The sequence below is a fragment of the Pseudomonas sp. St290 genome (assembly GCF_018325805.1).
GTDB classification, from domain to species: Bacteria; Pseudomonadota; Gammaproteobacteria; order Pseudomonadales; family Pseudomonadaceae; genus Aquipseudomonas; species Aquipseudomonas bijieensis.
Genome location: NZ_AP014703.1, coordinates 365,416 through 378,773 on the forward strand (window position 1 = coordinate 365,416; position 13,358 = coordinate 378,773).

Annotated in this window: 12 protein-coding genes; 3 read left to right on the top strand and 9 right to left on the bottom strand. The window is 60.7% G+C overall.

The features are described from left to right. Positions 1-306: 306 nt before the first annotated feature. From PBDP_RS01510 to PBDP_RS01530, 5 genes are all read right to left on the bottom strand, one after another. On the bottom strand, positions 307-1,074 hold the full coding sequence (locus PBDP_RS01510; RefSeq protein WP_109751905.1) for a hypothetical protein: 768 nt from the start codon (positions 1,072-1,074) through the stop codon (positions 307-309). A gap of 500 nt (positions 1,075-1,574) precedes the next feature. Next, complete coding sequence (gene tcyN, locus PBDP_RS01515; RefSeq protein WP_109751906.1) at positions 1,575-2,336, bottom strand: L-cystine ABC transporter ATP-binding protein TcyN; 762 nt, start codon at positions 2,334-2,336, stop codon at positions 1,575-1,577. A gap of 3 nt (positions 2,337-2,339) precedes the next feature. Further along, entirely contained in the window at positions 2,340-3,005 is a 666-nt protein-coding gene (gene tcyL, locus PBDP_RS01520) for a cystine ABC transporter permease (protein WP_109751907.1), read from the bottom strand. Continuing rightward, positions 3,005-3,799, bottom strand: a complete 795-nt coding sequence (tcyJ, locus tag PBDP_RS01525) for a cystine ABC transporter substrate-binding protein (RefSeq protein ID WP_109751908.1) — start codon at positions 3,797-3,799, stop codon at positions 3,005-3,007. The genes tcyL and tcyJ overlap by 1 nt, the downstream gene beginning before the upstream one ends. A gap of 303 nt (positions 3,800-4,102) precedes the next feature. Beyond that, the gene (locus PBDP_RS01530; protein ID WP_109751909.1) at positions 4,103-5,101 is read right to left on the bottom strand and encodes a D-cysteine desulfhydrase; all 999 of its coding nucleotides are present in this window, start codon (positions 5,099-5,101) and stop codon (positions 4,103-4,105) included. A gap of 410 nt (positions 5,102-5,511) precedes the next feature. On the opposite strand from PBDP_RS01530, the gene betT reads away from it, so the two are divergent. Next, positions 5,512-7,473 carry a choline transporter BetT gene (gene betT, locus PBDP_RS01535; protein WP_162893935.1) on the top strand — a complete coding sequence of 654 codons (1,962 nt, stop codon included), beginning with the start codon at positions 5,512-5,514 and terminating at the stop codon, positions 7,471-7,473. 153 nt (positions 7,474-7,626) lie between these two features. Here the strand turns inward: betT and PBDP_RS01540 are convergent, their stop codons facing one another. Then, on the bottom strand, positions 7,627-8,367 hold the full coding sequence (locus PBDP_RS01540; protein ID WP_116833935.1) for an SDR family oxidoreductase: 741 nt from the start codon (positions 8,365-8,367) through the stop codon (positions 7,627-7,629). A 131-nt stretch (positions 8,368-8,498) separates the two neighbouring features. Here PBDP_RS01540 and PBDP_RS01545 point away from each other — a divergent pair, with 131 nt between their 5' ends. Together PBDP_RS01545 and mgrA are read left to right on the top strand one after the other, a co-directional pair. Beyond that, positions 8,499-9,389, top strand: a complete 891-nt coding sequence (locus PBDP_RS01545) for a LysR family transcriptional regulator (RefSeq protein ID WP_109751912.1) — start codon at positions 8,499-8,501, stop codon at positions 9,387-9,389. Positions 9,390-9,595: 206 nt separating this feature from the next. Beyond that, positions 9,596-10,633 (top strand): L-glyceraldehyde 3-phosphate reductase, encoded by a 1,038-nt coding sequence (mgrA, locus tag PBDP_RS01550; protein WP_109751913.1) that lies wholly within the window; start codon positions 9,596-9,598, stop codon positions 10,631-10,633. Between the two features lie 186 nt (positions 10,634-10,819). Here mgrA and tauD read toward each other — a convergent pair whose 3' ends face one another. The 3 genes from tauD to tauB are packed head-to-tail and all read right to left on the bottom strand — an operon-like array spanning position 10,820 to position 13,347. Continuing rightward, the gene (gene tauD / locus PBDP_RS01555) at positions 10,820-11,662 is read right to left on the bottom strand and encodes a taurine dioxygenase (protein WP_212801732.1); all 843 of its coding nucleotides are present in this window, start codon (positions 11,660-11,662) and stop codon (positions 10,820-10,822) included. Between the two features lie 51 nt (positions 11,663-11,713). Next, complete coding sequence (tauC, locus tag PBDP_RS01560; RefSeq protein ID WP_109751915.1) at positions 11,714-12,553, bottom strand: taurine ABC transporter permease TauC; 840 nt, start codon at positions 12,551-12,553, stop codon at positions 11,714-11,716. Further along, positions 12,553-13,347: a taurine ABC transporter ATP-binding subunit gene (tauB, locus tag PBDP_RS01565; protein WP_109751916.1), complete on the bottom strand. Its 795-nt coding sequence runs from the start codon at positions 13,345-13,347 to the stop codon at positions 12,553-12,555. The genes tauC and tauB overlap by 1 nt, the downstream gene beginning before the upstream one ends. Between the last annotated feature and the right edge of the window lie 11 nt (positions 13,348-13,358).

Here is a 13,358-nt window from a genome sequence, read left to right on the forward strand (position 1 = left end):
ACCATTACCCACCTCACATCTTTAGAAACGCCGCGATGAATGCGGCGAGCGAAAATCAAGAATGTCCGGTGGTCCGGTATATATACCCTAAGCGTGTATAAATTATTTTTGAACTAACTTTTAGGAATATCAATAGAGGGCTTTTGCCGTGTGATGTTGTGGCGAGGGGATTTATCCCCGTTGGGCTGCGGAGCGGCCCCAAAGCAGGCAACCCAGCAACCTGATGCACCGGGATTGCAGATTTGGGGGCCGCTTCGCAGCCCCGCGGGGATGAATCCCCTCGCCACAAAAGCTTCCTCAGAGTGTTCACGTTCTGCGGCGCGGCTCGGCAGCCATGAGGGTCTCTTTCGCCGGGCTTTTCAGATAAGGATTGGCGCAACCGATCTTCAACGTTCGCGGTGGTGCCCACAGGGAGTTGTTGCCTACGCGGTCGAGGATGCAATAGGTCACTTCCAGCCGCAGGTCTTCGCCGGCCTCGAGAATGATCTGCGGCGGCACCCAGATATGGATGGGCAGGCCGACCTCGTCCGGTGTGACCGGGGGCAGGTCCATGCGCACATCGCCCCAGCGCAGGGTGACCGCATCGCCGGCGGCCATGTTCAGGTAGGGTTCGATCGTCAGCGGTACGCCGCGCTTGATCTGGTTGGGGTTGACCCCTTGGCGGCGGATGGCGCCGGGAATATGCACCGGCGCCAGTCCCTGGTTTTCATCGCCGCTAAGGGTTGATGGTTGGCCGCCGGGGCAGTCGAGCTTCGCCTGCACTTGTTGCCTGGCGGACAGTGCCGGCCCGCGCCCGACCTGCATCACGCGATAGTGGATGTGCGAGGTGCCGTTGACGACGAAGCTCTCCGGTACCCGCAGCGTGATACTGCCTTGCAGGTCTGCTTGGGACAGTTGGCGAGAGCCGACGTAGCAGTTGTCCCAGAACAGCTCGATCAGGTCGCCGACGTCCATGCCGGGATAGGGGGCTATGGCGACTTCCAGGTGAGCGGCGCTGGCGATGTTGATGCCGGTGGGATGGGCATTGGCCAGGGTCGGCGCGGACAGTTCAGCAAGATTCGACATACTTGTCATGGTGTTCTCCTTGATACTTGAAAACGAAGTCCGTTTGGGAAAATCAAAGGCAATGGATAATCGAGACATATTTTATTTTGCGCAGTCGTGGAGGCTGACTGCAGTTAGTCACTGCGCAGAAATAAATAATGTGCATCGCCTGTGGTTTCCTAGATAAGGGTTCAAAAGTTTCAGTGTCAATAGAGGCGCTTGCTTAATAATTAATTGTGCGAGGCTTCAGAAGTTTCCTACGGGCTGGCGTTAATAATGCCGCGCATCAAACACCCTTTTCCTCGGCTTGGCCCTTGTAATGGAAACCTGGTAATAGCCGGGTGGATAAGGCGGAGGTGTAGGCTTGGGGGAGGGAAGTGTAACGAGGGGTTATAGCGCGCATGAAACAAACAGTGTGTTAAATGGGCGAGAAATTTCCGGTTGTTTTGTCGTGAATAAAGTTCAGGTGTTTTGCTGGCTACATTGCAGTTACATCACGTCCTTCCCTGGAAGTGATGTCGTTTTATAACTTACTGCGAGTGCTGACTGGACGAGAGGAATTTGCTGAGGAACTGTCGAGTGCGTTCTTCCTTGGGCGCTGCAAACAAGGCCTTGGCTTCGCCTTGTTCGACGATCACGCCTTTATCGAAAAACACCACGCGGTTGGCGACATCCCGGGCGAAGCCCATTTCGTGGGTCACGATGACCATGGTGCGTTTTTCTTCGGCCAGGCCGCGAATGGTTGCCAGGACTTCGCCCACCAATTCCGGATCGAGGGCTGAGGTTGGCTCGTCGAACAGGATCACCTCCGGTTCCATCGCCAACGCCCGGGCAATCGCCACGCGCTGTTGCTGACCGCCGGAAAGGCGCCGAGGGTAGGCGTCTTCCTTGCCAGACAGGCCGACCTTGGCCAACAGTTTACGGCCCAGTGCTTCGGCTTCTGCGCGCGGGGTCTTTTTCACTACCAGCGGACCCTCGATCACGTTCTCCAGCGCGGTGCGATGGGGGAACAGATTGAAGTTCTGGAACACAAAACCCACCTGCTGGCGCAAACGACGCACCAGATTCTGCTGCTGGTTCAACGGACGGCTGCCATCGATCTCGATGTCGCCGACCTTGATCCGGCCACTGCTGGGTTCTTCGAGGAAGTTCAGGCAGCGCAGGAAAGTGGTCTTGCCCGAACCACTGGGGCCAATGATCGCCACCACTTCACCCTCTTCGACTTGCAGGTCGATGCCGTTGAGCACCACCTGACCCTTGAACTGCTTTGTCAGTTTTTCCACGACAATCATGGGTCAGGACTCCTGGTCATGCCGATTGACCCGGGCTTCCAGGACGTTCTGCAGGTGCGAGAGCACGCTCGCCAGAATCCAATAGATCAGCGCGGCGGCGAGGTACATGGTGAAGATTTCGAAGGTTCGCGCGGTGATCAACTGCGCCTGGCGGAACAGCTCCGGAACCTGGATGGTCGCCGCCAACGCGGTGTCCTTGACCAGGGAAATGAAGCTGTTGCCCAGCGGCGGCAGGGCCGTGCGTGCGGCTTGTGGCAGGATGGCCCGGCGCAGGGTCTGGGCGCGGGTCATGCCGATACTCGCCGCCGCTTCCCACTGGCCGCGCTCGATGGAGCTGATGGCGGCCCGCAGGATTTCACAGGCATAGGCGGCCATGTTCAGCGAGAAGCCGATCAGGGCCGCCGGCAGCGGATCCAGTTCGACACCCAGTTGCGGTAACCCGTAATAGATCACGAACAACTGCACCAGCAGCGGCGTGCCGCGAAAGAACGACACGTAGATGCGGGCGATCCAGCTCACCAGTTTGAAGCGCGACAGGCGCATCAACGCCAGGCCGAACCCCAGCAGCAGGCCGAAAAACATCCCGCCCAGGCTGAGGATGATCGTGTAATACGCGCCCTTGAGCAGGAAGGGCGCGGAGTCCAGCGCGAGTTGAAAAGCCTCTTCCATTATTGAGTGACGTCAGCGCTGAAGTATTTTTCCGAGAGCTTTTTCAGCGTGCCATCGGCGCGGAGTTTGTCGATGGCCTTGTTCACTGCATCCAGCAGTTCAGGCTCGCCTTTGCGCAGGGCAATACCGGCTTCCTGGCGGGAGAACGCTTCGCCGGCGGCGGCAGTGTCCTTGGCTTTCTTGGCATATTCGAGCGCGGCGAGGCGGTCGATCAGGATGGCGTCGATACGGCCAACGCGCAGGTCCTGGAATTTGGTCGGGTCATCTTCGTAGGTACGTACGTCAGCGCCGGGGACGTTGGCTTTCACCCATTGTTCGTAGTTGGTGCCCAGGCCTACGCCGACTTTCTTGCCTGCCAGGTCGGCGGCGGTCTTGATGGTGTCTTTGTTCTTGGTCAGGGTCAGCGCCTGAATCCCGGAAACGGTATACGGCGTGGAGAAGTCATACTTTTTCTTGCGTTCTTCGGAGATGGTCACCTGGTTGATCACCGCGTCCAGGCGCTTGGATTCCAGTGCCGCGAGGATGCCGTCCCATTTGGTCGGCTGCAGCTTGACCTTCACCCCCAGTTCCTTGGCCAGGGCTTCGGAAAACTCCACCTCGAAACCGGCCAGCTTGCCGTCGGCGTCGACGAAACTGAACGGTGGGTAAGTGCCTTCCAGGCCGACGTTGATTACGCCTGCGTCCTTGATTTTTTGCAGTTGCTCACCGGCAACCGCTTGCCCCAACAGGCCGGCGCTCAATGCCAGGCCCAGCGAACCTACCAACAGGTTGCGACGTAATGCGGAAAAATTCATGACAAGCCCCTGTGTTTTCTTATGAAGAGGTTATTTTGGCTGAGATAAGGCGTAGCCGCGATCCGAAAAGATTGCCACATCCTGCCTTAAAGCAGCCTGGGCGTCTCGCGGCAAATGCGCCTGTGGCGAGACTATAGGGTGGCCGTTATAGATTCTAAAATAATATTAAATCAAGCATATATGCTTATTTGGAATGAGTGCCTGTGGGAACGAGCTTGCTCGCGATGGCGGTGGATTAGTCGAAATTTATTCCGCTGAAACACTGCCATCGCGAGCAGGCTCGCTCCCACATTGGGAACTTCACTAAGCCTGGAACGCCGCGTTATAGGCAAACAACGCGGGCGCACCGCCGGTATGCAGGAAGATGATCGGGCCGTCGTCGAAGCGGTCGCGGCCAATGCCGTCGAGCAGGCCGGCCATGGCCTTGCCGGTGTAGACCGGATCCAGCAACAGGCCTTCCTGGCTGGCCAGCAGCTTGACCGCCGCCAGGGTCCCGGCGTTTGGCTCACCGTAGCGGGGCGCGAAGTACTCATCCCACAGGTTCACTTTGAAAGCCTCGGGAAGGGCCACGTCCAGCAACTGGGCGGTGCGTTCGGCCAAACCCTGGACCTTTGGAAACTGGTCCTCCTCGCTACGTGAAACCGTGACGCCAATGACCGGAAGCGTCGGCAGGCTTTCACTCAACCCCAGCGCCAGGCCGCTGTGGGTGCCGGCACTGCCCGAGGCCAGTACCACGGCGGCGAACTCGATCCCGGTGTCCTTGATCTGCTCGGCCAGTTCCAGGCCGGCGCGCACGTACCCCAACGCGCCCAAGGCGTTCGAACCACCAATCGGCACCAGGTAGGGTTTTTTCCCGTTGCTGCGCAGGCGACCGGCCAGGGCCTGGAGCTGCTCATCGGCGTTGTCCAGGTTTTCCACCAGCTCGACCTTGGTGTCGAACAGCTCCAGCAGCAATCGGTTGCCGTTGCCCAGGTAATTGCTGTCCTCGGTGCCGATGGGGTTTTCCAGCAGGGCCACGCAACCCAGGCCCAGCTTCGCGGCCAGGGCGGCGGTCTGGCGTACATGGTTGGACTGGATCGCGCCGGCGGTAATAAGGGTGTCGGCGCCCTGGGCGATTGCATCGGCGGCCAGGTATTCGAGCTTGCGCAGTTTGTTGCCGCCCAAGGCCAGGGGCGTCAGGTCGTCGCGCTTGATATAGATGTCCCGGCCGAGCCAGGTGGAGAGGCGCTCGAGTTTTTCCAGCGGTGTCGGATGGCCGAGCAGGTCGAGACGGTTAAAGCGAGACAACTGTTGTTTGATCATGGGGTCCGTACTGGTTGTAGGCGATGTCTGGACTATAGGCACGCCGATATTCATGGGCAACCGGCAATCGTTTGTCGGGGCTTAAACGGGGGAGGGGACGCAAATGGACGAACACCAAAAAACCCACAGGGTCTGTATTTGCAAGGGCATCTGTGAACGAATGCTCTCCAGGCAACGTCATACCCTTCCGTAGGCTAGCGTAGGAAACGTGCCGTCGAGCCTTGCGATTAGTCCTTAGCTACCTATTCATGTTTAACTTGAACGTTCATTCAAGTTAAACCGTCGGTTTGCTGCCCGCTCACAACAGGAGGCTTGCCTTTGCCGAGTCCGTTTTCGACCGCCATCCTTTCGCTTTCCGGAGTGCACTGCCCATGAGTGCCTCGTCCCTCCCACCCAGCGGCCTGGTCCGCATGAACCCGCCGGTGTTTTATTTCGCGGCGACTTTCATCCTGTTGTTCGGCCTGGTGGTGATTGCCGTGCCGGAGCAGGCCGGTGCCTGGCTGCTGGCGGCGCAGAACTGGGCGGCCAATACGGTCGGCTGGTATTACATGCTGGCGATGACGCTGTATCTGGTCTTCGTGGTGGTCACCGCCTTGTCCGGCTACGGCAAGATCAAGCTCGGTGCCGACCACGACGAACCCGAATTCAGTTACCTGTCCTGGGCTGGCATGCTGTTCGCCGCCGGCATCAGCATCACGCTATTTTTCTTCTGCGTCTCCGAGCCGTTGACCCACTTGGTGCAGCCGCCCCAGGGCGAGGCCGGTACCGCTGACGCGGCGCGCCAGGCCATGCAGATTCTGTTTCTGCACTGGGGCCTGCACGGTTGGGGCGTGTTCGCCTTCGTCGGCATGGCCCTGGCGTACTTCGCCTATCGGCACAATTTGCCGCTAGCCCTGCGTTCGGCGTTGTACCCGCTGATCGGCAAGCGCATCAACGGCCCCATCGGCTATGCGGTGGACGGTTTCGGCATCATCGCCACGGTGTTCGGTCTCGGCGCGGACATGGGCTTCGGGGTATTGCACCTGAATTCAGGGCTCGATTACCTGTTCGGTGTCGCCCACACCCAATGGATTCAAGTCGGCCTGATCGTGCTGATGATGGGCGCGGCGATCATCGTCGCGGTGGCCGGTGTCGACAAAGGCGTGCGGGTCATGTCCGACATCAACATGTTGTTGGCCTGTGCGTTGCTGTTGTTTGTACTGTTTGCCGGGCCCACCCAGCATTTGCTCAACACCTTGATCCAGAACATCGGCGATTACCTCGGTGCCTTGCCGATGAAGAGCTTCGACCTGTACGCCTATGACAAACCCAGCGACTGGCTGGGCGGTTGGACGGTGTTCTACTGGGCCTGGTGGATCGCCTGGTCGCCGTTCGTGGGGCTGTTCATCGCGCGGATTTCCCGTGGTCGCACCATCCGCGAATTCGTGTTTGGCGTGCTGCTGATTCCCCTGGGGTTCACCCTGGCGTGGATGTCGATCTTTGGCAACAGCGCCATCGACCAAGTGCTGAACCACGGCATGAGCGCCCTGGGCATGTCGGCCCTGGAAAATCCATCGATGAGCCTTTACCTGCTGCTGGAAACCTACCCGTGGAGCAAGACTGTCATCGCGGTCACGGTGTTCATCAGCTTCGTGTTCTTTGTCACGTCCGCCGACTCCGGTACCGTGGTGCTGTCGACGTTGTCGGCCAAGGGCGGCAACCCTGATGAGGACGGGCCGAAATGGCTGCGAGTATTCTGGGGCGCGATGACCGCCCTGGTGACCAGTGCGTTGTTGTTCTCCGGCAGTATCGATGCCTTGAAGTCGGCGGTGGTGCTGACGTCCTTGCCGTTCTCGCTGATTCTGCTGCTGATGATGTGGGGCCTGCACAAGGCGTTTTACCTGGAATCCCAGAAGCAGATCGCGCAATTGCATTCCCTGGCGCCGGTATCTGGATCGCGCCGGGGCACGGGCGGCTGGCGCCAGCGGTTGAGCCAGGCGGTACATTTCCCGTCTCGGGATGAGGTGTACCGTTTCCTCGACACCACGGTACGTCCGGCCATTGAAGAAGTGACCGCGGTGTTCGTCGAGAAGGGCCTGACGGTGGTGACCCAGCCAGACCCGGCCAATGACAGCGTCAGCCTGGAGATCGGTCACGGCGAGCAACATCCGTTCATTTACCAGGTGCAGATGCGCGGCTACTTCACGCCATCCTTCGCTCGCGGTGGCATGGGCTCGAAGGAACTCAACAACCGTCGTTACTACCGTGCCGAAGTACACCTGAGCGAAGGCAGCCAGGATTACGACCTGGTGGGCTACACCAAGGAGCAGGTGATCAACGACATTCTCGACCAGTACGAGCGGCACCTGCAGTTCCTGCATCTGGTGCGCTGATCGAAGCCCAAGGATAAAGGTAGCCGAGCAGATCTTCATCTGCACCGCTCTGGCCCCATCGCGAGCAGGCTCGCTCCCACAGGTTTAAGTGATTGCCTTGTGGGAGCGAGCCTGCTCGCGATGGCGGTGTGGCTGGCGACGGAGAATAAAGCCTCAGACCAGGCCGCCGTTGGCCCGCAAGATTTGCCCGTTCACCCAGCCAGCGGCGGGGCTGACCAGGAACGCGATGATGCTGGCGATGTCTTCCGGCTGGCCGAGGCGTTCCAAGGGCGGCATCTTGGCGTAGTTCTGGATCTGCTCCTCGCTCTTGCCATGCATGAACAGTTCAGTGGCGACCGGGCCGGGGGCCACGGCATTGACCGTGATCTGGCGGCCGCGCAATTCCTTGGCGAACACCTGGGTCAGCGACTCCACCGCCGCCTTGCTGGCGATGTACACCGAGTAGCCGGGCAGGTTCAGGCCAACGGTGCTGCTGGAAAAATTCACGATCCGGCCACCGTCGTTCAGGCGGGTCGCGGCTTCGCGCAGGGTATTGAAGGTGCCACGGGTGTTGATGGCGAACGTCTGCTCGAACAGCTCGTCGCTGTGCTGCGCCAGGGGCATCACCTGGAGGATGCCGGCGTTGTTGATCAACACATCGACCTTGCCCAGTTGCGCTTCGGTTTCATCGAACATCCGGCGGACATCCGCGGCAGAAGACACGTCTGCCTTGATCGCTATGGCCTGGTGGCCGGCCTGGCGCAATTGCACCACCAATTTGGACGCCTCGCTGGCGCTGTTGGCGTAATTGATGACGACGGCAAAACCTTCGCTGGCCAGTTGCTTGGCGATTTCGGCGCCGATGCCGCGGGAGGCGCCGGTCACGATGGCAACTTTCGAGTTTTGAACAGTCATGTGAGGGTTCCTTTGAGAGTGAGGGGTTGTGATTCGTTGAAGCCAGATTCACATGTTTACTCTTGGCGATAAATGCACGAGAGTTGCCTTGACTGTTCAATTTTTTCCAACAATCAGCGCGCGGGATTCAAATGGACCAGGTCAAGGCGATGAGGGTATTTGTCCGCATATACGAACGCAGCAGCTTCACCCTGGCCGCTGAAGACTTGAACATGCCCCGGGCCACGCTGACCCACACGCTCAATCAATTCGAAGCCTGGCTGGGCGTGCGTTTGCTGGAGCGCAGCACTCGCAAGGTGCGCTCGACCCTCGACGGCGAAGCCTACTACCCGCGCTGCGTGCAATTGCTGGCGGAACTCGAAGAAGCCGAGCTGGCGTTTCGCGGCGTGGCGCCCAAGGGCAAACTCAGAGTAGACCTGCATGGCACTCAGGCCAGGTATTTCGTGATCCCGGCGTTGCCGCAATTCATGGCCCGCTACCCCGAAATAGAACTGTTTATCAGCGAGGCGGATCGTTTCGTCGACCTGATTGCCGAGGGCGTCGATTGCGTGTTGCGCTCCGGTGCGCTGACGGACTCGTCATTGATTGGCCGACGTGTCGCCAACCTTCGGCAGATCACCTGTGCCAGCCCCGGTTACCTGCGCCAGTACGGCGAACCGAAAAGCCTCGATGACTTGAAACATCACCGGGCGGTGAATTACGTCTCGCGGACCACCGGCAAGCTCTATCCGTTCGAGTTCATGGTCGATGGCGAACTCAAGGAGGTGCCGATTGGGGGGACGTTGTCGGTGTCCGGTGCCGAAATCTACGCCGCCTCGGCCATTGCCGGCCTGGGCTTGATCCAATGCCCGTATTACCGAATGCAAGAGCCGATCCGGCAGGGCCTGATGCAGGAAGTCCTCCCCGCCACCCCACCACCGTCCATGCCGGTCTCGGTGCTTTATCCGCACAACCGACTCATGTCGCCACGGGTGCGGGTGTTCGTGGATTGGGTGGCGGAGGTGTTTGCGCAGGCGCGTTAGTGTGCCCTCCGATTTCCTGGCACTGCAAAACCCTGTGGGAGCGGGCTTGCTCGCGAATGCGTCGGCAAATTCGAAATTTGTGCTGACTGACACACCGCTTTCGCGAGCAAGCCCGCTCCCACACCTGATATGCGAACTTTCAGCCTGACCGAGGCGTCTGTGAAATGTTAGCTTGTGCCACAAGCGTGCGAACAGAGAGCCTTTCGATGACCTACACCGCTGCCGAAAACCGTTACGAGTCCATTCCTTACCGCCGCGTCGGTCGCAGTGGGCTGGTGCTGCCAGCGCTGTCGCTGGGGTTGTGGCACAACTTTGGTGACAGTACGCCCATCGACACCCAGCGCGCCCTGCTGCGCACGGCGTTCGACCTGGGTATCAACCACTTCGACCTGGCGAACAACTACGGCCCGCCCTACGGCAGCGCCGAGATCAATTTCGGTCGACTGCTGCGCGAAGACTTCAAGCAGTACCGCGATGAATTGATCATCTCCAGCAAGGCCGGTTGGGACATGTGGCCGGGGCCTTACGGCCAGGGCGGTGGCTCGCGCAAATACGTGCTCGCCAGCCTGGACCAGAGCCTGCAACGCCTGGGGCTCGACTACGTGGATATCTTCTATTCCCACCGCTTTGACCCCGATACGCCACTGGAAGAAACCGCCAGTGCGCTGGCCACCGCAGTGCAGCAGGGCAAGGCGTTGTACATTGGCATCTCCTCGTATTCCGGGGTGAAGACCCGGGAAATGGCGGCGCTGCTCAAGGAGTGGAAAGTCCCGCTGCTGATCCACCAGCCGGCCTACAACCTGCTCAACCGCTGGGTGGAGAAAGACCTGCTGGACGCCACCGACGAACTGGGTACCGGTGTGATCGCCTTCACGCCACTGGCCCAGGGCCTGCTGACCGACAAGTACCTCAAGGGCGTTCCGGCCGATGCGCGGGTGAACCGTCCGGGCGGCGGCTCGTTGCAGGCTTCGCACCTGTCGGAGGAGAACATCGCCCACGTGCGCGCGCTCAATGAGATCGCCCAGCGGCGCGGGCAGAGCCTGGCGCAAATGGCCCTGGCCTGGACCCTGCGTGATCCCCGGGTCACCTCCGCCCTGATCGGCGCCAGCCGGCCGGAGCAAATCATCGAGAACGTCGGGGCACTGAAGAACCTGAGCTTTAGCGCTGAAGAACTGGCCGAGATCGACCGGTTTGCCCAGGAGGGCGGAATCAATCTTTGGGAGAAACCTTCGTCGGCGGAGTAACCACCTCTGCAAGTACGGTGAACACAAAACCCTGTGGCGAGGGGATTTATCCCCGTTGGGCTGCGAAGCAACCCCAAACCTGAGCACGCGGTGTATCAGGTGGAATCGAGTTATCTGTTTTGGGGCTGCTGTGCAGCCCAGCGGGGATAAATCCCCTCGCCACAAGAGCAATTCAGATTCAGTGCCTCACCTGAAAAACGGCACATCCCCCAACACCGTCGCCCGGTGCATCACCCGCCGGGCCGGGCGATAGTCGTCCACGGCGAAATGCTGGGTGACGCGGTTGTCCCAGAACGCCACATCGTTGACCTGCCAACGCCAGCGCAGGGTGAATTCCGGGCGGGTGGCGTGGGCGAACAGCAGTTTCAGGATCACCTCGCTTTCGCTTTCCGATAGCTCGTTGATCCTTGTCGTGAAGCCTTCATTGACGAACAGCGACCGACGCCCACTCACCGGGTGGGTGCGGATCACCGGATGGGACAGCGGCGGGTTTTTCCGCCGTGCTTCTTCCCAGCGCGCCAGGTCTTCGGCGCTGTTGCCAAAACGCTCCAAGGGAAACGAGCGGGTGAAGTCGTGGGTCGCCGTCAGGCCTTCCAGTAAGCGCTTCAACGGCGCCGACAAGGCTTCGTAAGCCGCGATGCCACTGGCCCACAACGTATCGCCGCCAAACGCCGGCAGCAGTTTGGCGCTGAGCACCGCGCCCATCGCGGGCGTCGGGAGAAAGGTTACGTCGGTGTGCCACACGGCGTTGTCGCGAACATCGGTGACGGCAGTGTCGAGCACCAGGACTTGCGGCTGCTCCGGTACGTTGGGGTAGATCGGATGAATGTGCAGATCGCCAAAATATCCGGCGAATCGCGCTTGCTGCGTCGGCTCGATGGGCTGGTCGCGAAAGAACAGCACCTGATGCTCAAGCAGGGCCTGCTCGATGACGTCGCGATGTTCCGGGCTCAAGGGCTGGCTGATGTCGATCCCGCTGATCTGCGCGCCGAGGGCGATGCTCAAAGGAGTAATGGTCGGGCGGCTCATTGTCGTGTTCTCGCAGTGGGGGCGCCGAATGGTCGGCGTGGTCATTGGCTATCAATGGGTCTGGCCGTGCCACGGCACCAGTTTGCGTTGCAGGGCGCGCAAGCCCATTTCCATGGCGAAGGCGATCAGTGCGATCACCAGGATCCCCAGCACCACCACATCGGTGACCAGGAACTGCGCCGCTGACTGAACCATGAACCCCAGGCCACTGGTGGCGGCAATCAGCTCGGCGGCCACCAGGGTCGACCAACCCACGCCCAGGCCAATGCGAATGCCGGTGAGAATGTCCGGCAAGGCACTGGGCACGATCACATGGCGAATCAACTGGGCCCGCGTGGCGCCCAACGATTGTGCCGCGCGCAACTTGGCCCGGTCGACGGTGCGCACACCCGTGGCGGTGGCGATGGCTATCGGGGCGAAGATCGCCAGGTAGATCAACAGCACTTTCGACAACTCACCGATGCCGCACCAGATCACGATCAACGGCAGATATGCCAACGGTGGAATCGGCCGGTAGAACTCGATCAACGGATCGAGCACGCCGCGAGCGATGCGGTTGGCACCAATGGCGATGCCCACTGGCACCGCTGTCAGTACCGCGAACAACAGGCCCAGGCCGATGCGTTCAAGGCTGGCGGCCAAGTGTTGCCAGAGGGTGGAGTCCATGTAGCCGCTGGTCGCCAGCAGCCAGCCCTTTTGCAGCACGGCAGACGGCGAGGGCAGGAACAGCGGTTCGATCAGGCCACTGGCCGTGACGGCCCACCAGACCGCCAGCAGTGCGATCAGGGTCAAGCCGCTGATCCAACGTGTGCTCAGGTTGGGGCTCGGGCCGATGGCCGAGCGCTGGGGCGCCGCGTCACTGACCACGGCTGGAATTTCGTAGCTGCTCATCATGCGCTCTCCTGTGGTCGAGTGGCGCTGCGTTGGGCGAACACCTTGGCGAGTACATGCTCGCGGGTTTCGATAAAGCGCGGGTCGGACTTGATCGATCGCGCCGACTCCCCGGCCCCGTAGCGCTGGCCGAAATCCAGGCTCAGGCGCTCGACGACTTGCCCCGGGTTTGGCGCCAACAGGATCAAGTCGGTAGCGAGGAACACGGCCTCTTCAATGTCATGGGTAATCAGGAACACCGGCTTGGCGGTGCGCTGCCAGACTTGTAGTAACAGTTCCTGCATCTGCTCGCGGGTGAAAGCGTCCAGCGCGCCGAAAGGCTCGTCCATCAACAGCACGCGCGGGTCGGCCGCCAATGCCCGGGCCAGGCCAACACGCTGCTTCTGGCCGCCGGAGAGCTGCCAGACGCGGCGTTGCTCGAAACCGGCCAGGTCCACCAGGGCAAGCATTTCCCGGGCCCGGGCTTCGCGCTTTTGCTTGGCAACCCCGGCCAGTTCCAGGCCGAACCCAACGTTGGCCAGCACGTCCTGCCAAGGCAGCAGCGCATCGTCCTGGAACACCACGCCGCGTTCGGCACTCGGCCCCTTGACCGGTACGCCGTCCAGGGTGATCTGCCCGGCGCTGGGTTCGACGAACCCGGCAATCAGGTTCAACAGCGAAGTCTTGCCACTGCCGGACGGGCCGAGGGCAACCAGCAGTTGCCGGGGCCCCAGGGTCAGGGAAATATCCGCCAGCACAGGTTCCGCCGCGCCGGGGTACTGTGCGCTGATGCGCTCCAGCTGTAGCAAGGCCATCGTGTGTCTCC

What these genes read in the sequence shown, in the direction of transcription:
- PBDP_RS01510 (WP_109751905.1), bottom strand. Translation starts at nt 1,074, where the DNA reads ATGACAAGTATGTCGAATCTTGCTGAACTGTCCGCGCCGACCCTGGCC.
- tcyN (WP_109751906.1), bottom strand. Translation starts at nt 2,336, where the DNA reads ATGATTGTCGTGGAAAAACTGACAAAGCAGTTCAAGGGTCAGGTGGTG.
- tcyL (WP_109751907.1), bottom strand. Translation starts at nt 3,005, where the DNA reads ATGGAAGAGGCTTTTCAACTCGCGCTGGACTCCGCGCCCTTCCTGCTC.
- tcyJ (WP_109751908.1), bottom strand. Translation starts at nt 3,799, where the DNA reads ATGAATTTTTCCGCATTACGTCGCAACCTGTTGGTAGGTTCGCTGGGC.
- PBDP_RS01530 (WP_109751909.1), bottom strand. Translation starts at nt 5,101, where the DNA reads ATGATCAAACAACAGTTGTCTCGCTTTAACCGTCTCGACCTGCTCGGC.
- betT (WP_162893935.1), top strand. Translation starts at nt 5,512, where the DNA reads ATGAACCCGCCGGTGTTTTATTTCGCGGCGACTTTCATCCTGTTGTTC.
- PBDP_RS01540 (WP_116833935.1), bottom strand. Translation starts at nt 8,367, where the DNA reads ATGACTGTTCAAAACTCGAAAGTTGCCATCGTGACCGGCGCCTCCCGC.
- PBDP_RS01545 (WP_109751912.1), top strand. Translation starts at nt 8,499, where the DNA reads ATGGACCAGGTCAAGGCGATGAGGGTATTTGTCCGCATATACGAACGC.
- mgrA (WP_109751913.1), top strand. Translation starts at nt 9,596, where the DNA reads ATGACCTACACCGCTGCCGAAAACCGTTACGAGTCCATTCCTTACCGC.
- tauD (WP_212801732.1), bottom strand. Translation starts at nt 11,662, where the DNA reads ATGAGCCGCCCGACCATTACTCCTTTGAGCATCGCCCTCGGCGCGCAG.
- tauC (WP_109751915.1), bottom strand. Translation starts at nt 12,553, where the DNA reads ATGAGCAGCTACGAAATTCCAGCCGTGGTCAGTGACGCGGCGCCCCAG.
- tauB (WP_109751916.1), bottom strand. Translation starts at nt 13,347, where the DNA reads ATGGCCTTGCTACAGCTGGAGCGCATCAGCGCACAGTACCCCGGCGCG.